Below are 21233 nucleotides of genomic sequence, written 5' to 3'. Positions count from 1 at the left end.
TCACCGCAATTGTTTACAAAAACGCCTATATTCACATAACAAAACATAATATCACGTAAATTAACATGGAGTGATAATGACAACAGGAACTGATTTTCATGTCGGCATTGTGGGGCTTGGCTCAATGGGAATGGGCGCTGCGCGTTCATGCCTGCGCGCCGGGCTTTCCACATGGGGGGCCGATCTTAACCCGCAAGCGTGCGCGAATCTTCTTGCTGAAGGGGCTTGTGGGGCTGCCGCCAGCGCCAGGGAGTTCGCCGGCGTCGTGGATGCGTTAGTCATTCTGGTCGTCAATGCCGCCCAGGTCAGACAGGTGTTATTCGGTGAGGATGGCGTCGCCCATCTGATGAAACCCGGAAGCGCGGTGATGGTTTCGTCCACGATCTCAAGCGCCGACGCACAAGAGATCGCCGCGGCGTTGACGGCATTGAATCTTAACATGCTGGATGCGCCGGTTTCCGGCGGCGCGGTAAAAGCGGCGCAGGGCGAAATGACGGTGATGGCCTCCGGGAGCGAGGCGGCGTTTACCCGCCTGAAGCCTGTGCTGGACGCCGTTGCCAGCAACGTTTATCGCATCAGCGATACGCCGGGCGCAGGCTCAACCGTCAAAATCATTCATCAACTGCTGGCTGGCGTGCATATTGCGGCGGCGGCCGAAGCGATGGCGCTGGCCGCGCGGGCCGGTATTCCTCTGGACGTGATGTATGACGTCGTGACCCATGCCGCCGGAAACTCCTGGATGTTTGAGAACCGTATGCAGCATGTCGTTGACGGCGACTATACCCCGCGTTCGGCCGTCGACATTTTTGTCAAAGATTTGGGGCTGGTTGCCGACACGGCGAAAGCGCTGCGCTTCCCCTTACCGCTGGCCTCTACGGCGTTAAATATGTTCACCAGCGCCAGTAACGCCGGTTATGGCAAAGAGGATGACAGCGCTGTGATCAAAATTTTCTCGGGGATTACTCTGCCTGGCGTCACGCCTGAGGAGCCGTCATGTTAAAAATTGGCGTCATTGCCGACGATTTTACCGGCGCGACCGACATCGCCAGTTTTCTGGTCGAAAACGGGATGCCGACAGTGCAGATCAATGATGTCCCAACCGGGACGCAACCGGAAGGGTGCGACGCGGTGGTTATCAGCCTGAAAACCCGCTCATGCCCGGCGCAAGAGGCGATAAAACAATCGCTGGCGGCGCTGGTATGGCTGAAAAAACAGGGCTGCCAGCAAGTCTATTTCAAATATTGCTCGACTTTCGATAGTACCGCCGAAGGCAATATCGGCCCGGTCACCGATGCGCTGATGGTGGCGCTGGATACCTCATTTACCGTGATTTCTCCCGCGCTGCCGGTTAACGGACGCACGGTTTATCAGGGCTATCTGTTTGTCATGAACCACTTGCTGGCGGAGTCCGGTATGCGCCACCACCCTATCAATCCGATGACCGACAGCTACCTGCCGCGTCTGATGGAAGCGCAGGCGCAAGGGCGCTGCGGCGTTATTCCGGCTCAGACGCTTGATGAAGGCGTTGCCGCGACCCGTGCGGCGCTGTCGCGTTTACAGCAGGAAGGATATCGCTACGCGGTACTTGACGCGCTCAATGAGCGGCACCTGGAAATCCAGGGCGAGGTTTTGCGTGATGCCCCGCTGGTGACCGGCGGTTCCGGGCTGGCAATGGGGCTGGCGCGTCAGTGGGCGAAGCACGGCGTTTCTCAGGCCCGTTCCGCAGGCTATCCGCTGAGCGGTCGCGCGGTGGTGCTTTCCGGTTCCTGTTCGCAAATGACGAATCAGCAGGTGGACTTCTATCGACAACATGCTCCCACACGCGACGTTGATGTGGCGCGCTGCCTGTCATCCGAGACGCGCGAGGCCTACGCTGAAGCGCTGGCGCAGTGGGTGCTCAGTCAGGACAGCGAACTGGCGCCAATGATTAGCGCCACCGCCTCCACGCAGGCGCTGGCCGCCATCCAGCAGCAATATGGCGCTACCGAAGCCAGCCATGCGGTAGAGGCGCTCTTTTCCCTGCTGGCTGCTCGCTTAGCGGAAGGCGGTATCACCCGGTTTATTGTGGCGGGCGGCGAAACCTCGGGCGTGGTGACGCAAAGCCTCGGTATTACCGGTTTTCACATCGGACCGTGCATTTCACCCGGCGTGCCGTGGGTCAACGCGCTCCATGCGCCAGTCTCGCTGGCGCTAAAGTCAGGTAATTTTGGCGATGAATCCTTTTTCATCCGCGCTCAAAGGGAGTTTCAGGTATGACGATACTGGCAAAAGAAGAGCACGCTTTGCGAGAAGAGATGGTCAGGATAGCCGCCTCGTTTTTCCAGCGCGGCTATGCCACCGGCTCGGCAGGCAACCTCTCGCTGTTACTGCCGGACGGCAATATTCTGGCGACGCCCACCGGTTCGTGTCTGGGTAATCTCGACCCGCAGCGGCTATCCAAAGTGGACCCGCAGGGCGAATGGCTCAGCGGCGATAAACCGTCTAAAGAGGTGCGTTTTCATCTGGCGTTGTATCGCAATAACCCTTGCTGCAAGGCCGTGGTACATCTGCACAGCACTTGGTCAACGGCGCTTTCCTGTCTCGAAGGGCTGGACCCGCAAAATGTGATTCGCCCGTTTACCCCCTATGTGGTGATGCGGATGGGCGACATTCCGCTGGTTCCCTACTATCGCCCGGGGGATGACCGAATTGCTCGCGATTTGGCTGCGCTGGCGGCCCGGCATCAGGCCTTTTTACTGGCTAATCATGGGCCGGTCGTGTGCGGGGAGAATTTGCAGGAAGCCGCTAATAATACCGAGGAGCTGGAAGAGACGGCAAAGCTGATTTTTATCCTTGGCGAACGCCCGATTCGTTATTTAACCACCGAAGAAATTGCGCAGTTAAGGAGATAACCCGATGCCGCGTTTTGCCGCCAATTTGTCGATGATGTTTACCGAAGTGCCGTTTATCGAGCGTTTTGCCGCTGCTGCCGAAGCCGGTTTTCAGGCCGTTGAGTTTCTGTTCCCCTACGGCTTTGCCGCCAGCGAGATTAAAGCCCAGCTATCGCGTCATGATCTGACGCTGGCGCTGTTTAATACTTCGGCGGGCGATACCGCGGCGGGCGAGTGGGGACGTGCCGCGCTACCGGGGCGCGAACACGACGCGCGCGCCGATATCGATCTGGCTCTGGAATACGCTCTGGCGCTGGAATGCGAGCAGGTTCACATCATGGCGGGCGTCGTGCCGGATGGCGCTGATGGCGCACGTTATCGCGCCACGTTTATCGATAATTTGCGTTATGCCGCCGACCGGTTTGCCGCCCACGATAAACGTATTTTGATCGAAGCGCTGAGTCCCGGCGTTAAACCCGGCTACCTCTTTTCCAGCCAATATCAGGCGCTGGGCATCGCAGAAGAGGTTGACCGCCCGAATGTGTTCATCCAGCTCGACACTTTCCACGCACAAAAAGTGGATGGCAATTTGAGTCACCTGATTCGCGAGTACGCGGGCCGCTATGCCCATGTACAAATCGCCTCGCTACCGGACAGACATGAACCGGATGATGGCGAGATCAACTACCCATGGCTGTTCCGGCTGTTCGATGACGTAGGTTATCGCGGCTGGATAGGCTGCGAATACCAACCACGGAATACCACGCAGGACGGGCTTGGCTGGTTTAACGCCTGGCGCTAACCCTGAACTACCCTACACAACAATAAAGAGGACATCCGGATGCAGATTATCATTACCGGCGGGGGCGGCTTTTTAGGCCAGAAACTCGCAAGCGCCTTATTAAACTCATCGCTGGCGTTTAACGAACTGCTTCTTGTTGATTTAAAAATGCCTGCACGGTTATCAGATTCCCCTCGTTTACGCTGCCTGGAAGCTGACTTAACCCAGCCGGGCGTGCTGGAGAATGTGATTACCGCTAATACCTCTGTTGTTTATCATCTCGCTGCGATTGTCAGCAGTCATGCGGAAGACGATTTTGATCTGGGATGGAAAGTTAACCTGGATCTTACCCGCCAGTTACTTGAGGCGTGTCGTCGACAACCGCAGAAAATTCGTTTTGTCTTCTCCAGCTCGCTTGCCGTTTATGGCGGTACGCTGCCGGAATGCGTCACCGATACCACCGCGCTCACGCCGCGCTCGTCTTATGGCGCGCAGAAGGCCGCCTGTGAACTGTTGGTCAACGATTATACCCGCAAAGGCTATGTGGATGGGCTGGCGCTGCGTTTGCCGACGATCTGTGTTCGCCCGGGTAAACCAAACCGCGCCGCTTCTTCTTTTGTCAGCGCGATTATTCGTGAACCGTTGCAGGGCGAGACGACCGTCTGCCCGGTGTCGGAAAGTTTGCGGCTGTGGATTTCCAGCCCGGCGACGGTGATCCATAACCTGTCGCTGGCCGCAACGTTACCCGCGCCTGGCGAGGCGAGCAGCATCAACTTACCCGGGATCAGCGTAACCGTGGGCGAGATGCTGGAAACGTTGTGTCAGGCGGGCGGCCAGGCGGCGCGCGATCGGGTTACGCATCAGCGCGACGAAGGCGTCGAGAAAATTGTCGCCTCCTGGCCGGGACGTATCGATAACCAGCGTGCGCTGGCGTTAGGTTTTGTCGCCGATAAACGCTTCGATGACATTATCGAACGCTTTCGACAAGATGATATGGAGGGGAGGTCATGACAAGTTTACCGACCCCAATTATCGGTCTGATCGTTGCCGTTTTCGTGCTGGTATGGCTGGTGTTACGCACCCGTGTTCATGCGCTGATCGCGATGCTGGCGGCGGCCTGCATCGCCGGTCTGTTGGGGGGAATGGGCATTGATAAAACGCTCTCTGTCATCACCAGCGGATTCGGTACGACGCTGGGCAGCATTGGCCTGGTGATTGGTCTCGGCGTAATGATGGGGCGCTTGCTGGAGGTTTCCGGCGCGGCGGAGCGTATCGCCTGGAGCTTTATCAAATGGCTGGGGAAACGCCGTGAAGAGTGGGCGCTGGCGATCACGGGTTATATTGTCAGCATCCCCATTTTCGTCGATTCCGCTTTTGTCATTCTTTATCCGGTGGCGAAAGCGCTGGCGAAAAGCGGTAAACGTTCGCTACTGACGCTGGGCGTCGCGCTGGCGGGCGGGCTGGTGGTCACTCACCATACGGTACCTCCGACGCCCGGTCCGCTGGGGGTAGCCGGGATTTTTAACGTCGACATCGGCGCAATGTTATTGACCGGGATGGCGCTGGCGGTGCCCTGTGTGATCGGCATTGTGTTCTATGCGCAGTGGCTGGATAAACGCTACCCTGATTTCGTGCCGCGCACGCTGAACGCCGATGAAGTCAATGCCGCGCTGGAGCAGTACAACAAAGAGAAAGAGCAAAAGGATCTGCCGAGCCTGACGCTCTCTCTGCTGCCTATTGTGGTGCCGATCGTGCTGATCTTCCTGAAGGCTATCTGTTCCACCCTCGCCACTGTAGAAGGATGGTCCGGCCTGGCGACGCATCCGGTGGTACAGGCAATCAACTTTGTGGGAAGTCCGGTGATCGCGTTGGCCATCAGCGTTCTGCTGGCGGTGTATACGCTGGTGCCGCGCATGGATAAACATACCACCGCAGAGCGTCTGGAAGAGGGCTTGCAAAGCGCCGGGATTATCTTACTGGTCACGGGCGCTGGCGGCGCGTTGGGCGCGATCCTGCGCGACAGCGGCGCGGGACAACAGCTGGCGGAGCAGGTTGCCAACCTGCCGATCTCGCCGATCCTGATCCCGTTTATCGTGGCGACGCTGGTACGCCTGATTCAGGGATCGGGGACGGTGGCGATGATCACTGCCGCCTCGATTTCCGCGCCGATCCTGGCGCAGATCCCCGGCATCAATATGTTGCTTGCCGCTCAGGCCGCAACGATGGGGTCGCTGTTCTTCGGCTACTTCAACGATAGCCTGTTCTGGGTGGTTAACCGCATGATGGGCGTCTCTGATGTCAAACAGCAGATGGTGGTTTGGTCTGTACCGACGACCATTGCCTGGGCGATTGGCGGCACCGGCGTGGCGCTGATTAACCTGCTGTTCGGTTCCGGCGGTAGTTGGCTCGATCCGTTACTGCCGATTGTTGTTCTGGCGGCAATTATGCTGTGGGTGCGTTGGCAGGCGCAGGGGATCAAAGACAAGCTGGTAGTTAAGGATTAAGACAGTATTATCCGTCCGGGAGCGCAATGCTCCCGGACTGGCTACGATGATGGGGCGTGCTCCCCGCAATCCCATTGCGAACGTAAAAAATCAATAAATGCGCGTACTTTTGTCGATACATGGCGGGCGTCCGGGTAAACGACATAAATGCCCTGACGGGGAAAATGATAGTCGGGTAACACGTGAATTAACGTTCCCTCCTCCAGTGCGGTGTTGACTAACCATTGCGGCAGTAATGCGACGCCGCTTCCCGCGAGAGCGAAGGCCATCAGCGAGCGCGCGCTGTCGACAGAAATTTTGCCGGCTTTGCTTATCTCCAAGCGTGAGTGTTGGCCATGATTACTCGTTACTGTCCACCGTAGCGGCGTAGGTAATCGCTCATGAATAATCCATTCCGCCTGGGCCAACGACTCCAGTGATGAAACAGGGTGGCGGGCGAGCCACTGCGGCGCGGCGACCGGCAGAATGGTAAAGCGGGATATCAGCGCGGCGCGATAGCGGGAGTCCGCCAGCGAGCCAAGCCGAATCGCCACATCAAAGCGCTCGGCAATTAAATCGGCATGATGTGATGAGGACATATGCCGAATATGGAGATCGGGATGGCGCTGACTAAACTGCGCCAGTAACGGAACGATCACCTGTTCGCCAAACTCGGGCGTAGTGGTAATACGTAACTCGCCGCCCAGCCCACTATGGCTGGCACGCACTTCATCCTGCAAATTTTTCGCTGCATTGAGTAAATTCACGCCTTTTTGGTAAAAGAGGATGCCGGCGTCTGTGAGCGTCAATCGTCGGGTGGAACGTAGCAGTAACGTTACGCCAAGCTCTTTTTCAAGCTGCCGAATATTAAAACTCACTACCGCTTTTGTTTGGCCCGATGCGGCCGCCGCCGCCGTGAAGCTGCCGCTATCTACCACGGCGATAAACAGCGACATACGCTGCAAATTGAGCATGGCGAGCTCCTTTACTGTCAAAATTATTTTGACAGTATATCGTTGAAGCGCGGACTTATCTGGCTTTCTCCGGACGGCTACATTAGCGCCTCTGACGGAGGATGCATAATGACGTATCGCAGTAAAGTGGCAGTGGTTTACCTGCTCGGCTTCTTTCTTGATCTGATTAATCTGTTTATTGCCAGCGTGGCTTTTCCTGCGATGTCCGTGGATCTGCATACGTCCATATCGGCGCTGGCATGGGTGAGTAACGGTTATATCGCAGGATTAACGCTGATCGTTCCGTTTAGCGCGTTTCTTTCGCGTTATCTCGGCGCACGACGGCTGATCATATTTTCGCTCATTCTGTTTAGCGTTGCCGCCGCTGCCGCAGGTTTTGCCGATTCCTTACACAGCCTTGTTTTCTGGCGTATTGTGCAGGGGGCGGGCGGTGGCTTATTGATCCCGGTTGGTCAGGCGTTAACCTGGCAACAGTTTAAACCGCATGAACGCGCTGGCGTGTCATCGGTTGTCATGATGGTGGCGCTACTGGCGCCGGCATGTTCGCCTGCGATTGGCGGGCTGCTGGTGGAAACGTGCGGCTGGCGCTGGATATTCTTTGCCACGCTGCCGGTGGCCGTTCTCACCTTATTGCTCGCTTATCGTTGGCTGAACGTTGCGTCGACGACAATGGCGTCAGCAAGATTGCTCCATCTGCCGTTGTTGACGGACAGGCTGCTGCGTTTTGCCATGATCGTCTATCTGTGTGTGCCGGGTATGTTCATTGGTATCAGCGTGGTCGGGATGTTCTATCTACAGAACGTCGCGCAGCTATCGCCTGCGGCGGCGGGGTCGCTGATGCTCCCCTGGTCAATCGCTTCATTTGTCGCCATTATGCTTACCGGACGTTACTTCAATCGGCTTGGGCCGCGTCCGCTGATTATCGTCGGCTGTCTACTTCAGGCCGCAGGGATACTGCTTTTAACTAACGTTACGCCTGCGACATCGCACCGTGTACTGATGATGATATTCGCCTTAATGGGCGCTGGCGGCAGTTTGTGCAGCAGTACCGCGCAGAGTGGCGCTTTCCTGACTATTGCTCGCTGGGACATGCCTGAGGCCAGCGCGCTATGGAATCTTAATCGTCAGCTCAGCTTTTTCCTTGGCGCGACGCTGTTGACGCTGCTGTTAAACGCGCTCCAGCGCGTTATGTCGCTTGAGGTTGCTTATCGCTGGACCTTTATTGCCGCCGCCGGTATCACCCTGCTGCCCCTTATTTACGCTGTCTGTCTGAACAATAGACAGGCGCTTCTGTGCCTGAAAAAGGAAAGACCATGAATCCATATAAAGATGAAATTATTCACGCCCATGCGGCGATTGAGAGCTGGCTTAGTAAGGGGATGGGTAGCATGGATGCGTTGATAGCGCGTTTCGCTGCTGATTTTACGATGATAACGCCAGGCGGTGTTTGTCTGGATTATCCGGCGCTCGGCGCTTTTTTCCAGGCGCAGCGCGGGGGTCGCCCGGGGCTGGTTATCGTGGTTGAGCATATTGACCTTGTGGCGGAGTGGCCGGAAGGCGCCGCGCTGCGTTATCGTGAGCGCCAGCAACTGCCGGGCCAGGCTGAGACGGTACGCTGGTCGACGGTCATTTTAAAAAGGGAAAGAGGACGGATAGTCTGGCGTCATTTACACGAAACGACAGTCACAGCCTGAAAAGCCTGTTCCGGCGCGCAGACCCGATAGCGCGGCGCTATCGGGTCTGACACGTTTACACCAGACTTTTCAGCCGATAGATCCACTCCAGCGCCTGGCGTGGCGTCAGGGAGTCCGGATCGAGATTTTCCAGCGCTTCAACGGCAGGCGATGTCTCCTCCGGGGCGGCAAGCAACGACATTTGCGTGCCGTCCACCTGCGTTGCCGCCGCATTGGGCGAGATGCTTTCCAGCTCGCGGAGTTTTTGGCGCGCGCGTTTGATGACTTCTTTAGGGACGCCCGCAAGCGCCGCGACCGCCAGGCCATAGCTCTTACTTGCTGCGCCGTCCTGCACGCTGTGCATAAACGCGATAGTATCGCCGTGTTCCAGCGCATCCAGGTGGACGTTCGCCACGCCTTCCATTTTCTCCGGTAATTGGGTCAGCTCGAAGTAGTGGGTAGCGAACAGCGTTAACGCTTTAATCTTATTCGCGAGATTCTCCGCGCAGGCCCAGGCCAACGACAGCCCGTCATACGTGGAGGTACCGCGCCCGATTTCATCCATCAATACCAGACTGTTTTCCGTGGCATTATGCAGAATGTTCGCGGTTTCGGTCATCTCCACCATAAAGGTCGAACGCCCGGAAGCCAGGTCGTCCGCTGCGCCGACGCGGGTAAAAATACGGTCGATGGGGCCGATTTCCACGTTTTGCGCCGGAACGTAACTGCCGATATAGGCCAGTAGGGCGATCAATGCCGTTTGCCGCATATAGGTACTTTTACCGCCCATATTGGGGCCGGTAATGATCAACATCCGGCGCTGCGGCGACAGGTTGAGTGGGTTAGCGATAAACGGCTCATTCAGTACCTGTTCAACCACCGGGTGGCGACCTTCGGTAATACGGATACCGGGTTTATCGGTAAATGTCGGGCAGGTATAATTCAGCGTCCAGGCGCGTTCGGCCAGGTTAACCAGCACATCCAGTTCCGCCAGCGCGTTGGCGCTCTGCTGTAAATCGGCCAGATGCGGCAACAGCAGATCAAACAATTCGTCATATAGCTGTTTTTCCAGCGCCAGCGCTTTGCCTTTCGAGGTCAGAACTTTATCTTCGTACTCTTTAAGCTCAGGAATAATGTAGCGTTCGGCATTTTTCAGCGTCTGGCGACGCACATAATTGATGGGCGCCAGATGGCTTTGACCACGGCTAATCTGAATGTAATAACCATGTACCGCGTTATAGCCGACTTTCAGCGTATCCAGCCCGGTACGCTCGCGTTCGCGAATTTCCAGACGATCGAGATAATCGGTAGCGCCGTCCGCCAGCGCGCGCCATTCGTCCAGCTCTTCATGGTAGCCGGGCGCAATAACGCCGCCGTCGCGGACCAGTACCGGCGGCGCGTCAATAATGGCGCGTTCCAGGAGGTCGCGCAGCTCGGCGAAATCGCCCATTTTTTTACGCAACGCCTGTACCGGCGCGCTGTCAACGGTTTCAAGCTGAGCGTGCAATTCCGGCAGCTGCTGGAAGGCGTGACGCATTCGGGCGAGATCGCGCGGACGCGCGGTGCGCAGCGCCAGACGCGCAAGGATGCGCTCCAGATCGCCGACCTGACGCAGCACCGGTTGCAGTTCGCTGACGGTGTCCTGCAAGGCGCCGATGGTCTGCTGGCGTTCACGCAATATGTCGGTATTTCGTACCGGCATATGCAGCCAGCGTTTAAGCATTCGGCTACCCATTGGCGTCACGGTACAGTCAAGCACCGCGGCGAGGGTATTTTCGACACCGCCGGCCAGGTTCTGGGTAATTTCCAGATTGCGGCGGGTCGCGGCATCCATAATGATGCTGTCCTGCTGGCGTTCCATCGTAATGGAACGAATATGCGGCAGGGAGGTGCGCTGGGTATCTTTTACGTACTGTAACAGGCAGCCTGCCGCACATAATCCACGCGAGGCATTTTCGACGCCGAAACCGACCAGATCCCGCGTACCGAATTGCAGATTTAACTGCTGGCGGGCGGTATCAATCTCAAACTCCCACAACGGGCGACGGCGCAGACCCCGGCGTCCCTCTATTAACGCCATTTCAGCAAAATCTTCGGCATACAACAGTTCGGCGGGATTGGTGCGCTGCAGCTCTGCGGCCATCGTTTCACGGTCGGCGGGTTCGCTCAGACGAAAGCGCCCGGAGCTGATATCCAGCGTGGCGTAACCGTAGCCTTTACCATCCTGCCAGATAGCCGCCAGCAGGTTATCCTGACGCTCCTGTAACAGGGCTTCATCGCTGATAGTGCCAGGCGTAACGATACGCACGACCTTACGTTCAACGGGACCTTTGCTGGTGGCCGGATCGCCAATCTGTTCGCAAATAGCGACGGATTCGCCCTGATTGACCAGTTTCGCGAGGTAGTTTTCTACGGCGTGGTGCGGGATACCCGCCATAGGGATAGGTTCGCCAGCCGATGCGCCGCGTTTGGTCAGCGAAATATCGAGCAACTGCGACGCACGCTTTGCGTCGTCATAAAACAGCTCGTAAAAGTCTCCCATACGATAAAAGAGCAGGATCTCCGGATGCTGGGCTTTCAGCTTGAGATACTGCTGCATCATGGGGGTGTGGTTGGAGAAGTCCTTATCAAATGACTCATTCATATTGATTTTACTCGTTTTTTTATTCTTTCAAGTGCTCATGTGGCCCCGGGTAAAACCCTTATAAACTCACATAAACCCATAAATTTGTAGCTCACCTGTAGCCTAAAATGTGACAGGTTACATTCTCATCATTCCTGGACTACAACAGGGGTGATACTTTGAAAACAACTCTCAGCCAGCCTTTCATTATCAACAAGTTAAGTATCAATGTTAAGCCTGCACTCAGTCGCTCTGGAAAAATCGTTTTCGAAGCTAACCCAGCTCAAAAACTCTACATTGTTTTCGATGACCACAGAGAAGCTCCTGCTGGTTTCGGGGTAAAAGCCAGTTTGACGAAAAAAACCTACGTAATCCAGCGAAGAGTAGCCTCGTCAGATCGTAATGTCAGTGAGGGTAGGAAGCCAAGTTCTGTCTTGAAAGTAAAAGTTGGAAATGTGTTCGATTTTCCAAATATTGACGAAACAAGGCAAGTAGCCAGGCAATTAGTTCAGACCATGCTCGCAACAAAGAGAAATCCCAACAAAATTAAGAGGGGAGCGGATGCTTCCAAACTCGAGACTGTAATCAAGATTGTGTTGCATGAAGGCAAGCCGATCCATTTCGCCACCACGGTTATTGCGCTTTCTTCCGATAGGTATCTTGAGATGTGCGATCTTTACTCTTCTCAGGCGATCGAGTAACTACCTGCGTCGGATTACGGCTTCGTTTTTTGGTCAGCGATCTTAATGATGAAATCGGCAGAAAAACGCGAAATTTAGACGCTATTACGAATGGGCAATGGTATTTATTGAAGGCTATATCATTGCCCATAATGCAGGGAGGGTTGATATTATATAATTCTATTTCCAGATTACTTTATTTTAAAAAAAGACAGATTGCCTGAACAGAAAGAACCTGTGTCAATGTAGATTTGATTGGCGAATGTTGTTGTGTAGTCAACAATCATATGGCCGAAGATGAAAGTATCCGCACCGCGTATTGGATGGATATTCCCCTGTAACGAACCAAGCAGACGATCGCGTGACCATAGAACGCTATCAATATCAACTTGCTTCCCATAATCGTAGCTGTCATCTGGATAATCGGCATGGGCAATCACGTACTTCTTTGAGGACGTTTCAACCTCTATGATGTGAGGACGCTGCTTAAAAGTTAGTAATAGCTCAGTGGCTTCTTGCCTGTCTTTTTCGGTGACCGAGTCGTACCAGTAACCACCGTTTACATACCAGAAATTGCCATCCTGTGTTTCAAAAGCGTCAAGCGCCATAGCTTCATGATTACCCACTACAGAAATAAACCATGAGGCATTTAACAGTCTCAGTGTTTCAAGGTTTTCTTTTCCTCGATCAATGTTATCTCCAGTGGAGATCAAGAGATCGGTATCAGGAGAGAAATTTAATTGAGCCAGTCTGGTTAACAATAAGGAGTAACATCCATGAATATCACCAACGACCCAAATGTGGCGATAGAGATCGCTGTTGATGTCAGCATAACGAATTAATTCCATGATGTTCCTATAGCACAATTTTGGAGTCTGGTATTATAACAAAAAAGTAGAGTAATATTAATTTTTATTCTTTAAAATACACAGTTATTAAAATAATCTACAAGCTAGAAATGAACAGGTAATATATATTTTATGAATCGGTTAATTAAAGTAGACGATGTGCTTGAAAGATGCACTATTTCTCGCGCAACACTTTACTGATTAATTGCAAAGGCATACTTTCCCGCTCAGCGAAAGCTCTATCCCGAAGGGGCTTTGTTGAATAAAGAGATTGGCGGATCTGATCGTTACTGTCGTTTCAGCATCGGGTTCCCATGGCAAAGCAAAAGTTTAAAATCAACATCTGAGCGGCAGCAATGAGGTCTGGAAAAGAAAGTGGGCTATCACCGTCGTTCAGTGGCGGAAACGGTCATGTTCCGTATCAAAACCTTGCTGGGCGGCCATCTGAGCCTGCGGAACCATGACGCGCAGGTGGGTGAAGTGATGGCGATGGTCAAAGCGCTGAACCGGATGACGTTGTTGGCAATGCCGACCAGCGTCAGGCTCGTATAACGAGTGCTCCGGTGGGAGTCCTGTATCCTTATCGTTGGCCGATTCTGAATTATTCAACAAAGCCTCATGTTGTCATAACCTACCAGATGCAGATAAAGCAGCATAAAGCGTTTTAAACGACAGCAACAAGGAAAGGGGTTGATTGTTTAATGGTACTGCGCCAAATCCTTTGTACCAGTCGCAGACCTGTTTATTTTTGGCATCAATAAGCAGGGCTACGCCGCCGACCTGCAAAGCCGCCTGTATGCAACGCTTTCCGGCAGATAACAAAAGTTGTGCTCCCAGCCCTTGCCCCTGCATAGATTTGTCTACGGCTAAACGACCCAGACGAAACACTGGCACATCATATCTCCCTAATCCTTTGCTGATTGCGCCGGGAACCTGTGCATATATCAGTGATGCAGGACTGACTGAGTAAAAGCCGTGGATACGTGTAACATCCGAATTATCAAGCGCAACATAGGTTTTCGTTGTCCCTTTCTCATGATTTTGTAGTGCATGGCGTTGTAGGAATTGGTTCAGATCGGCATCCCCACAATCAAAATTCATTCGATTGTGGGTTTTCCCTATCGCGGCCTCATGCCAGTCTGTAAACATCATTTCTTCATGTCCGGCAGGGCGAAAGCAGCGGCAAGAAGCTTTTCATTCGGCGCTGGCGGGTTATCTAAAATTTCCATGATCATTTGAGTATCACGCTCCGTCAGATATACCCGTTCGGCGGCATCAACAATCTTCTGTGCGACAGGTAGTACGTTACTGACCACAAAATCCGTCAGGTTGGTTTGCTGGATTGCCGCAGCGCGGACTATCAACTTTTTGGCATCCGTCGATACACGTAACGACAGTCTTTCGTTAGATTCTATAGCTATCTGAGGCATGGTTTTCATCCTCCTGTTTATGAACAATATGTACAATTATAATACATATCTGTACGCTTTCAAGGCGTACATGTGAGGCTGATATAGTCCAGGCATGGCAAGAAGGTCGTTCACTGTCTTTAAACAGGGGATTAACTTCGGTTTATCGCGATTGTATTACTTTAATCTCACTGATTACGTATCATCAGGGAGTTTGCTAAATATATTCATGATTCTCTTTTTTGCCGTAACTGCTTGATTGATCCTACCCGCGTAATAGGGACACAACCCTAAGCGGCGGACATCTCCTGCTCACGTTCAGAAGAAGAGAGCTGAGTTTCGCCAGCTGTAGATCTGTGATTTATACAGGTTAAGCTCGCGGGTGGCAGCGGCCACCCCAATGCGTTCCGCCAGTTTCAGGGCTTTCAGGCGTGTGCTGCTTGCGTGGCTTATTGGTGGTTGATGCTGGTTTTGTTATGTGAGTCACCTCTTGCTTGAGCGTTTACTCACTTAGTTGCGTGTCCACTATTGCTGAGTAAGATCAGAAGGTTAAAAATCAACAAAGGCTCAACGGCGTGCATTAGGCCCTGGTGATGAAGGTGGCATATGGGAGGATGTATATCCTACACTTTCATCCGGATGATGTAACAAAAATACAGGTATCGGTAATGAAACAATCATCACCGTTTAATAGAGGCCCATATATTGAGGTTCCATAATGGAAGAAGTTAACTCTGAATTCACAATCGTTGTTGAGTCTGATCTGGATAAATATGAGTTAATTGATTTTTTATCCCAAGGGATTCCAGACATAATAAAAGTGAACTTATTATATTTAAGATACGAAAATACAATGATTACAATAGAAATAAATTATGACTGTAATCCTAAGTTGATAAATGAGAATGATGGTTGGCTGTATTATAAATATGAATTAACGGTATTTTCCATGGAGAATACCTCGTATGAATATCAGTATGAATTAGCGAATAAAATTATGAATGCTCTACGTGAGGCGGGATATCTGGCAGAATCAATTTGGTAATATACCGGTACCTATGTAACAGCATCGTCGCCACCATACATGCAGGCTAAAAAAGAGTGAATAGTCAAGTACTTCAGAAATATCTACTCGCGATATACCACCAGAACCAAATGGTCAATTTAAAACGGATGGCGTCAGAGTTACTGGTGGTCGAAAGGTAGATACAACACATTATTTTAATTTGAAAAGTATATGGAATTTACTACTTTTAATTTTAATCGATTAACAAAATTCATAGTAATTAGCTCCTGATTAATTCGACATATTTTTCATTAATCATAAAGCCATTTCCCAGCTTTCGCTGATTCAGAAAACATTCTGATTGTTAAAGGCTTACGAGTTCGTTCTACATCTTCCCGTTTTAATTTAAACCATCGTGTAAGCAGTGGAGTATTCTCCCAAGGGAAATAACACGACCATTTAACTTGTGATAAATCTACATTAAATTTTTTTTCAAATTTATCCAAAGCTTCATGCAGGTCATCGCCTGGAGCTTCAAATAAATCAGAATCAAGTTCTAATGGGATTTCTTTCCAATTGCTGTCTAAATATCCGGGAATCTCTTCACGGAAGAGTGCTAACACCTCTTGCTGAATTGTGTCCATCAAAAGGATGTCCATTGTATACGATCTTTAGGGCGTGCTATTAGGTTGTATTTTGCCTGAGTTCTCCTTGATACCTGGTAAATTGAATTCACAAGACCAACCCAACCTAACCATGGAACATATCGTGCTATGACTGCGGCAAGATTATTTGTTTTTCGCATTCTTATACCAACGGGTGTAGGAACTCTAATACCAAAAGGAGTTCGTGCATTTCGTAAAAGCATTCTCCCATACCTGGAGATAACACTTGTCCCTTTGATTGCCTCTCCCGGTTTCGTTCTGGTTTTTAACCACGGTTGCCCGGCGAGGATAGCAGCACCTGACTCAATGCCAATCCCAAGTTCATCACAAAATTGCTCAAGGAAAATTACATCAAATAGTTCACCTGCTGACAGGTTCGATTGTCCGTGGTAGAAGTAGGTTCCGTTTAGTTCTTCTGTCGTATCCATTCAATCACCTTATAGACTGTTTGCCATTCATTCCAGGCATCGGGACGTTTCTGCCGCTATACTAGCTTGGTCGTCAATACGCTGTCACGGGTAAAAAGAACGTTATCCGCGAAAAGTGGATGGGGTATCGTAAGAATGCCAACATGTGGGGCAAGAGGGGGATGTCAGTTTACCGCGATATACGAGACGATAGTTTGTCAGTATAAGTTTCGGCTATTTTCCCGAGTCTGGAAGACAGTTCTTTATCGCCAATAAAAAAAGCAGCAGCGAGGTGCTGCTGTATCAAAAAGCAGATTGATAAATGCAACGTAAGAGACAAATGGCCAACCGTAAAAGTGACCATAGCTATAATAATTATATTGATATTAAGTGGCAATGCAAAATATGGTCTTAATTATATCATGATGAGTTCAGCCAACGGTGATATGGCCTTATAAGGCTTGCAGTCTTTCATGGGCAGCAAGTAACGTCTGATATATGCTTAAATTCTTACTTCCGGGTTCAAGCAAAACTTTTTTAAATTCGGTCATGAGTTGCTCTTCATCTTCTTTCGAACGCATGTATTGTGGATGTTCCTGGAAGAAGGTGAGCGCCTGTTCTTTGGTTTGTTTATATTTTTCGCAAAAAATGCTTGAGCTGATTGCGCTATTTTTTGATGCGGAATTATCAGCGTTCTGGTTTGATAATGATTTATTCTTCGCAAGGTCTGACGGCACATACGGAAGAGACTGACACTCATCAATACTATTTGCGTTGGCCAGTTGCTCTTTCTGAGCGCCAGGTTGCTGTACCGGTTTGCTCACGGAGGAAGGGAGGGGCACCTGAGCACAGCCGATCAGTAAAAAGACAGGAATACAGCTATAAAATTTTTTCATATTAACTCCAACTACAGAAGAATGAGGCGCAATGTTTTTACACAACCGTCAGAATGTTATCTGACAATAGTGATAAGGGGCGAATGCGTTTCAGGAATGCTAGCAAAAAAAACTCCTGATATAAATAATTAATTCTCCATCCCGATGACAATATCTGAATTTTTGCTGCTGCAGAATAATAAGCCAGAATTTATACACTATGAGCTGATTTTCTATTTTAAATCAGCGAGCGCTGTGCAAGTTGGCTAATTTAATTAGCGGGTGGCATCAGTTTCATAATGTTTGCATCAGGATTTTGCCACCCGCTCCCGGTATTGTTTACATATTAAAATGATTTTTAACTGGTGCTGACAACTATGCTAAATACGCAGGAAGTACTTAAAGAAGGAGAGAAGCGGAAAATCCGCAGCCCGGAAGCATGGTTTATACAGACGTGTTCCGCGCAAAAGCTGCATATGTCATTTTCTGAAGGCCGACACAATGAAAACTGCCTGATTCAGGAAGGCGCGCTGCTTTTTTGCGAGCAGGCTGTTGTCGCACCAGTATCAGGAGACCTGGTTTTTCGACCGTTAAAAATTGAAGTACTCAGCAAATTACTGGCATTTATCGATGGCGCAGGGTTAGTGGACACGACATATGCTGAATCCGATAAATGGGTTTTGCTGAGTCCCGAGTTTCGCGCTATTTGGCAAGATCGTAAACGCTGCGAGTACTGGTTTTTGCAGCAAATTATTACGCCTTCTCCGGCTTTCAATAAGGTACTGGCGCTGTTACGAAAAAGCGAGAGTTACTGGTTGGTTGGCTATTTACTCGCTCAGTCAACCAGCGGCAACACGATGAGAATGCTGGGAGAAGACTATGGCGTTTCTTATACCCATTTTCGTCGTTTGTGCAGCAGAGCGTTGGGCGGAAAAGCGAAGAGTGAATTACGAAACTGGCGTATGGCGCAATCGCTGCTGAATAGTGTAGAAGGCCACGAGAACATCACCCAATTAGCCGTTAATCATGGTTACTCATCGCCTTCACATTTTTCTAGTGAGATCAAAGAGCTGATCGGCGTTTCGCCGCGGAAATTATCAAATATTATTCAATTGGCAGACAAATGAAGACACATATTCTTTTGGCCAGAGTGCTGGCATGTGCCGCGCTTGTTCTGGTTACACCTGGTTATTCTAGTGAAAAAATACCTGTAACGGGAAGTGGGTTTGTTGCGAAAGACGATAGCCTGCGGACATTTTTCGATGCCATGGCGCTACAGCTAAAGGAGCCTGTCATTGTTAGCAAAATGGCGGCACGAAAAAAAATTACGGGCAACTTTGAGTTTCACGATCCTAACGCATTACTGGAGAAGCTTTCCCTACAACTGGGGCTGATTTGGTATTTCGATGGGCAGGCTATCTATATTTATGACGCCAGTGAAATGCGCAATGCCGTGGTTTCTTTACGCAACGTCTCACTCAATGAGTTCAACAATTTTCTAAAACGCTCAGGTTTATATAACAAAAATTACCCGCTACGTGGCGATAACCGTAAAGGAACATTCTATGTTTCAGGGCCACCCGTCTATGTTGATATGGTGGTCAACGCCGCCACCATGATGGACAAGCAAAACGATGGTATTGAGCTGGGACGTCAGAAAATAGGGGTGATGCGTCTGAACAATACCTTCGTGGGCGATCGTACCTATAATCTGCGCGATCAGAAAATGGTTATCCCCGGTATTGCCACGGCCATTGAAAGGTTGTTGCAGGGAGAAGAGCAACCTTTAGGTAATATTGTCAGTAGCGAACCCCCGGCGATGCCAGCGTTTTCAGCGAATGGAGAAAAAGGTAAAGCAGCAAATTATGCCGGTGGCATGAGTCTGCAGGAAGCTTTAAAGCAAAATGCCGCGGCGGGCAATATTAAAATCGTGGCCTATCCGGATACCAACAGTTTGTTAGTAAAGGGAACGGCTGAGCAGGTGCATTTTATCGAAATGCTGGTTAAAGCGCTGGATGTCGCCAAACGTCACGTAGAATTATCCCTGTGGATTGTCGATCTTAATAAAAGCGATCTGGAGCGTTTGGGCACTTCATGGAGCGGCAGCATTACTATTGGGGACAAACTTGGCGTGTCATTAAACCAGTCTTCAATAAGTACCCTCGATGGCAGTCGATTCATCGCCGCGGTCAATGCGTTAGAAGAGAAGAAACAGGCGACGGTGGTTTCACGCCCGGTATTACTGACCCAGGAAAATGTTCCCGCTATTTTTGATAACAACAGAACGTTTTACACCAAGCTGATTGGGGAACGTAATGTGGCGCTTGAGCATGTAACATACGGAACAATGATCCGAGTGCTGCCCCGTTTTTCCGCAGATGGTCAGATAGAAATGTCGCTGGACATTGAAGATGGCAACGATAAGACGCCGCAATCCGATACTACCACCTCCGTAGATGCGTTACCCGAAGTCGGGCGAACGTTAATTAGCACTATTGCGAGAGTGCCGCACGGAAAAAGTTTGCTGGTCGGGGGTTATACACGGGATGCAAATACCGATACTGTCCAAAGTATTCCGTTTTTAGGCAAATTACCGCTTATTGGTAGCCTGTTCCGCTATTCCAGTAAGAATAAAAGTAATGTTGTTCGTGTGTTCATGATTGAACCAAAAGAAATTGTCGACCCGTTAACGCCGGATGCCAGCGAATCGGTAAACAATATTCTGAAGCAAAGCGGTGCCTGGAGTGGGGACGATAAGTTACAGAAATGGGTTCGTGTTTATCTGGATAGAGGTCAGGAGGCAATTAAATGATTCCTGGCTCAACCTCCGGTATTTCATTTTCCAGAATATTGTCCCGGCAGACATCTCATCAGGATGCGACCCAGCATACTGATGCGCAACAGGCGGAAATACAACAGGCCGCAGAGGATTCGTCTCCAGGGGCGGAAGTACAAAAATTTGTCCAGTCGACGGACGAAATGTCAGCGGCGCTGGCGCAATTTCGTAACCGTCGCGATTATGAAAAAAAATCCAGTAATTTATCTAACAGTTTTGAACGCGTGCTGGAAGATGAGGCTTTACCGAAGGCGAAGCAAATCTTAAAGCTAATTAGCGTACATGGCGGCGCGTTAGAAGATTTTTTACGTCAGGCGCGTAGCTTATTTCCTGACCCCAGTGATTTAGTCCTTGTGTTACGCGAATTGCTTCGTCGTAAAGACCTGGAAGAGATCGTGCGGAAAAAGCTGGAGTCGTTACTTAAGCACGTTGAAGAGCAAACCGATCCGAAGACCCTCAAGGCAGGGATTAATTGTGCGTTGAAGGCCCGGCTTTTTGGGAAAACATTATCGTTAAAACCAGGCTTATTGCGCGCCAGCTATCGGCAATTTATCCAGAGTGAATCACATGAAGTGGAGATTTACTCTGACTGGATAGCCAGTTATGGCTATCAACGTCGACTGGTGGTACTGGATTTTATTGAGGGTTCGCTATTAACCGATATTGACGCGAATGACGCCAGTTGTTCGCGCCTGGAGTTTGGCCAGCTTTTACGACGCCTGACGCAACTTAAAATGTTGCGCTCCGCTGACCTACTGTTTGTGAGTACATTGTTGTCGTATTCGTTTACCAAAGCGTTTAATGCGGAGGAGTCGTCGTGGCTACTACTGATGCTTTCGCTATTGCAACAGCCACATGAAGTGGATTCGCTGTTAGCCGATATTATAGGTTTGAATGCATTATTGCTTAGTCATAAAGAACATGCATCCTTTTTGCAGATATTTTATCAAGTATGTAAAGCCATACCCTCTTCACTCTTTTATGAAGAATATTGGCAGGAAGAATTGTTAATGGCGTTACGTAGTATGACCGATATTGCCTACAAGCATGAAATGGCAGAACAGCGTCGTACTATTGAAAAGCTGTCTTAATTTAATATTAAC

21 protein-coding genes and 2 pseudogenes are annotated in these 21233 nt (G+C 50.7%); 14 read left to right on the top strand and 9 right to left on the bottom strand.

Features of this window, described 5'->3' with window-relative positions; translation table 11 throughout:
- Positions 1 to 76 precede the first annotated feature (76 nt).
- From ltnD to J4650_RS06940, 6 genes are read left to right on the top strand one after another with little or no spacing between them, the layout of a single operon-like run.
- On the top strand, positions 77 to 1000 hold the full coding sequence (ltnD, locus tag J4650_RS06965; RefSeq protein ID WP_000206958.1) for an L-threonate dehydrogenase: 924 nt from the start codon (positions 77 to 79) through the stop codon (positions 998 to 1000).
- A complete protein-coding gene (gene otnK, locus J4650_RS06960; protein ID WP_023993673.1) occupies positions 994 to 2256 on the top strand; it encodes a 3-oxo-tetronate kinase in 1263 nt (420 codons plus the stop codon). The genes ltnD and otnK overlap by 7 nt, the downstream gene beginning before the upstream one ends.
- A complete protein-coding gene (locus J4650_RS06955; RefSeq protein ID WP_000153636.1) occupies positions 2253 to 2891 on the top strand; it encodes an aldolase in 639 nt (212 codons plus the stop codon). The genes otnK and J4650_RS06955 overlap by 4 nt, the downstream gene beginning before the upstream one ends.
- Before the next feature lie 4 nt (positions 2892 to 2895).
- Entirely contained in the window at positions 2896 to 3672 is a 777-nt protein-coding gene (locus J4650_RS06950) for an HPr family phosphocarrier protein (RefSeq protein ID WP_001136899.1), read from the top strand.
- A 39-nt stretch (positions 3673 to 3711) separates the two neighbouring features.
- A complete protein-coding gene (denD, locus tag J4650_RS06945) occupies positions 3712 to 4662 on the top strand; it encodes a D-erythronate dehydrogenase (protein ID WP_001165730.1) in 951 nt (316 codons plus the stop codon).
- Positions 4659 to 6155 carry a gluconate:H+ symporter gene (locus tag J4650_RS06940; protein ID WP_000202725.1) on the top strand — a complete coding sequence of 499 codons (1497 nt, stop codon included), beginning with the start codon at positions 4659 to 4661 and terminating at the stop codon, positions 6153 to 6155. The genes denD and J4650_RS06940 overlap by 4 nt, the downstream gene beginning before the upstream one ends.
- Positions 6156 to 6196: 41 nt before the next feature.
- Here the strand turns inward: J4650_RS06940 and J4650_RS06935 are convergent, their stop codons facing one another.
- Positions 6197 to 7129, bottom strand: a complete 933-nt coding sequence (locus J4650_RS06935; protein WP_072100824.1) for a LysR family transcriptional regulator — start codon at positions 7127 to 7129, stop codon at positions 6197 to 6199.
- 87 nt (positions 7130 to 7216) lie between these two features.
- Between J4650_RS06935 and J4650_RS06930 the strand changes: the two genes are divergently transcribed.
- Positions 7217 to 8425: an MFS transporter gene (locus J4650_RS06930; RefSeq protein WP_017465870.1), complete on the top strand. Its 1209-nt coding sequence runs from the start codon at positions 7217 to 7219 to the stop codon at positions 8423 to 8425.
- Complete coding sequence (locus J4650_RS06925) at positions 8422 to 8802, top strand: DUF4440 domain-containing protein (protein WP_023993675.1); 381 nt, start codon at positions 8422 to 8424, stop codon at positions 8800 to 8802. The genes J4650_RS06930 and J4650_RS06925 overlap by 4 nt, the downstream gene beginning before the upstream one ends.
- Positions 8803 to 8857: 55 nt before the next feature.
- Here the strand turns inward: J4650_RS06925 and mutS are convergent, their stop codons facing one another.
- Positions 8858 to 11425, bottom strand: a complete 2568-nt coding sequence (gene mutS, locus J4650_RS06920) for a DNA mismatch repair protein MutS (protein ID WP_001005807.1) — start codon at positions 11423 to 11425, stop codon at positions 8858 to 8860.
- Between the two features lie 158 nt (positions 11426 to 11583).
- Between mutS and J4650_RS06915 the strand changes: the two genes are divergently transcribed.
- Positions 11584 to 12105, top strand: a complete 522-nt coding sequence (locus J4650_RS06915; RefSeq protein WP_023994250.1) for a hypothetical protein — start codon at positions 11584 to 11586, stop codon at positions 12103 to 12105.
- A gap of 170 nt (positions 12106 to 12275) precedes the next feature.
- Here J4650_RS06915 and pphB read toward each other — a convergent pair whose 3' ends face one another.
- A complete protein-coding gene (gene pphB, locus J4650_RS06910) occupies positions 12276 to 12932 on the bottom strand; it encodes a protein-serine/threonine phosphatase (protein ID WP_000420451.1) in 657 nt (218 codons plus the stop codon).
- A gap of 334 nt (positions 12933 to 13266) precedes the next feature.
- Between pphB and J4650_RS06905 the strand changes: the two are divergent.
- Positions 13267 to 13484: pseudogene (locus J4650_RS06905) on the top strand (IS5/IS1182 family transposase); the annotation flags it as partial.
- A 72-nt stretch (positions 13485 to 13556) separates the two neighbouring features.
- On the opposite strand, the gene J4650_RS06900 reads toward J4650_RS06905, so the two are convergent.
- The 3 genes and pseudogenes from J4650_RS06900 to J4650_RS06890 form a co-directional block, all read right to left on the bottom strand.
- Complete coding sequence (locus tag J4650_RS06900; RefSeq protein WP_023994249.1) at positions 13557 to 14084, bottom strand: GNAT family N-acetyltransferase; 528 nt, start codon at positions 14082 to 14084, stop codon at positions 13557 to 13559.
- Positions 14081 to 14371 carry a DUF1778 domain-containing protein gene (locus tag J4650_RS06895; RefSeq protein ID WP_000855694.1) on the bottom strand — a complete coding sequence of 97 codons (291 nt, stop codon included), beginning with the start codon at positions 14369 to 14371 and terminating at the stop codon, positions 14081 to 14083. Before J4650_RS06895 ends, J4650_RS06900 begins: the two co-directional genes overlap by 4 nt.
- 269 nt (positions 14372 to 14640) lie before the next feature.
- A pseudogene (locus J4650_RS06890) lies at positions 14641 to 14819 on the bottom strand (IS3 family transposase); the annotation flags it as partial.
- Positions 14820 to 15059: 240 nt separating this feature from the next.
- On the opposite strand from J4650_RS06890, the gene J4650_RS06885 reads away from it, so the two are divergent.
- Positions 15060 to 15386: a hypothetical protein gene (locus J4650_RS06885; protein ID WP_000393300.1), complete on the top strand. Its 327-nt coding sequence runs from the start codon at positions 15060 to 15062 to the stop codon at positions 15384 to 15386.
- A 272-nt stretch (positions 15387 to 15658) separates the two neighbouring features.
- On the opposite strand, the gene J4650_RS06880 is transcribed toward J4650_RS06885, so the two are convergent.
- The 3 genes from J4650_RS06880 to invH all read right to left on the bottom strand — a co-directional run bounded on the left by J4650_RS06880 (position 15659) and on the right by invH (position 17315).
- Complete coding sequence (locus J4650_RS06880) at positions 15659 to 16006, bottom strand: DUF1493 family protein (RefSeq protein WP_001669174.1); 348 nt, start codon at positions 16004 to 16006, stop codon at positions 15659 to 15661.
- Positions 15991 to 16440: an STM2901 family protein gene (locus J4650_RS06875; protein ID WP_000381612.1), complete on the bottom strand. Its 450-nt coding sequence runs from the start codon at positions 16438 to 16440 to the stop codon at positions 15991 to 15993. Before J4650_RS06875 ends, J4650_RS06880 begins: the two co-directional genes overlap by 16 nt.
- A gap of 431 nt (positions 16441 to 16871) precedes the next feature.
- On the bottom strand, positions 16872 to 17315 hold the full coding sequence (invH, locus tag J4650_RS06870; protein WP_023993678.1) for an SPI-1 type III secretion system invasion lipoprotein InvH: 444 nt from the start codon (positions 17313 to 17315) through the stop codon (positions 16872 to 16874).
- 455 nt (positions 17316 to 17770) lie between these two features.
- Here invH and invF point away from each other — a divergent pair, with 455 nt between their 5' ends.
- From invF to invE, 3 genes are read left to right on the top strand one after another with little or no spacing between them, the layout of a single operon-like run.
- On the top strand, positions 17771 to 18421 hold the full coding sequence (gene invF, locus J4650_RS06865) for a type III secretion system transcriptional activator InvF (protein WP_001728903.1): 651 nt from the start codon (positions 17771 to 17773) through the stop codon (positions 18419 to 18421).
- Positions 18418 to 20106, top strand: a complete 1689-nt coding sequence (gene invG / locus J4650_RS06860; RefSeq protein WP_000848113.1) for a type III secretion system outer membrane ring protein InvG — start codon at positions 18418 to 18420, stop codon at positions 20104 to 20106. The genes invF and invG overlap by 4 nt, the downstream gene beginning before the upstream one ends.
- Positions 20103 to 21221 (top strand): type III secretion system gatekeeper InvE, encoded by a 1119-nt coding sequence (gene invE, locus J4650_RS06855; RefSeq protein ID WP_000612171.1) that lies wholly within the window; start codon positions 20103 to 20105, stop codon positions 21219 to 21221. The genes invG and invE overlap by 4 nt, the downstream gene beginning before the upstream one ends.
- The last annotated feature ends 12 nt before the right edge of the window (positions 21222 to 21233 follow it).

This window comes from Salmonella sp. 32120201201600049SM, from assembly GCF_017572835.1.
GTDB classification, from domain to species: Bacteria; Pseudomonadota; Gammaproteobacteria; order Enterobacterales; family Enterobacteriaceae; genus Salmonella; species Salmonella enterica.
This window is presented reverse-complemented; position numbering and strand designations above follow the sequence as displayed.

Excerpts from the sequence above, each read along its gene's own strand:
- ltnD (WP_000206958.1), top strand. The coding sequence starts at position 77 with ATGACAACAGGAACTGATTTTCATGTCGGCATTGTGGGGCTTGGCTCA.
- otnK (WP_023993673.1), top strand. The coding sequence starts at position 994 with ATGTTAAAAATTGGCGTCATTGCCGACGATTTTACCGGCGCGACCGAC.
- J4650_RS06955 (WP_000153636.1), top strand. The coding sequence starts at position 2,253 with ATGACGATACTGGCAAAAGAAGAGCACGCTTTGCGAGAAGAGATGGTC.
- J4650_RS06950 (WP_001136899.1), top strand. The coding sequence starts at position 2,896 with ATGCCGCGTTTTGCCGCCAATTTGTCGATGATGTTTACCGAAGTGCCG.
- denD (WP_001165730.1), top strand. The coding sequence starts at position 3,712 with ATGCAGATTATCATTACCGGCGGGGGCGGCTTTTTAGGCCAGAAACTC.
- J4650_RS06940 (WP_000202725.1), top strand. The coding sequence starts at position 4,659 with ATGACAAGTTTACCGACCCCAATTATCGGTCTGATCGTTGCCGTTTTC.
- J4650_RS06930 (WP_017465870.1), top strand. The coding sequence starts at position 7,217 with ATGACGTATCGCAGTAAAGTGGCAGTGGTTTACCTGCTCGGCTTCTTT.
- J4650_RS06925 (WP_023993675.1), top strand. The coding sequence starts at position 8,422 with ATGAATCCATATAAAGATGAAATTATTCACGCCCATGCGGCGATTGAG.
- mutS (WP_001005807.1), bottom strand. The coding sequence starts at position 11,425 with ATGAATGAGTCATTTGATAAGGACTTCTCCAACCACACCCCCATGATG.
- pphB (WP_000420451.1), bottom strand. The coding sequence starts at position 12,932 with ATGGAATTAATTCGTTATGCTGACATCAACAGCGATCTCTATCGCCAC.
- J4650_RS06900 (WP_023994249.1), bottom strand. The coding sequence starts at position 14,084 with ATGATGTTTACAGACTGGCATGAGGCCGCGATAGGGAAAACCCACAAT.
- J4650_RS06895 (WP_000855694.1), bottom strand. The coding sequence starts at position 14,371 with ATGAAAACCATGCCTCAGATAGCTATAGAATCTAACGAAAGACTGTCG.
- J4650_RS06885 (WP_000393300.1), top strand. The coding sequence starts at position 15,060 with ATGGAAGAAGTTAACTCTGAATTCACAATCGTTGTTGAGTCTGATCTG.
- J4650_RS06880 (WP_001669174.1), bottom strand. The coding sequence starts at position 16,006 with ATGGACATCCTTTTGATGGACACAATTCAGCAAGAGGTGTTAGCACTC.
- J4650_RS06875 (WP_000381612.1), bottom strand. The coding sequence starts at position 16,440 with ATGGATACGACAGAAGAACTAAACGGAACCTACTTCTACCACGGACAA.
- invH (WP_023993678.1), bottom strand. The coding sequence starts at position 17,315 with ATGAAAAAATTTTATAGCTGTATTCCTGTCTTTTTACTGATCGGCTGT.
- invF (WP_001728903.1), top strand. The coding sequence starts at position 17,771 with ATGTCATTTTCTGAAGGCCGACACAATGAAAACTGCCTGATTCAGGAA.
- invG (WP_000848113.1), top strand. The coding sequence starts at position 18,418 with ATGAAGACACATATTCTTTTGGCCAGAGTGCTGGCATGTGCCGCGCTT.
- invE (WP_000612171.1), top strand. The coding sequence starts at position 20,103 with ATGATTCCTGGCTCAACCTCCGGTATTTCATTTTCCAGAATATTGTCC.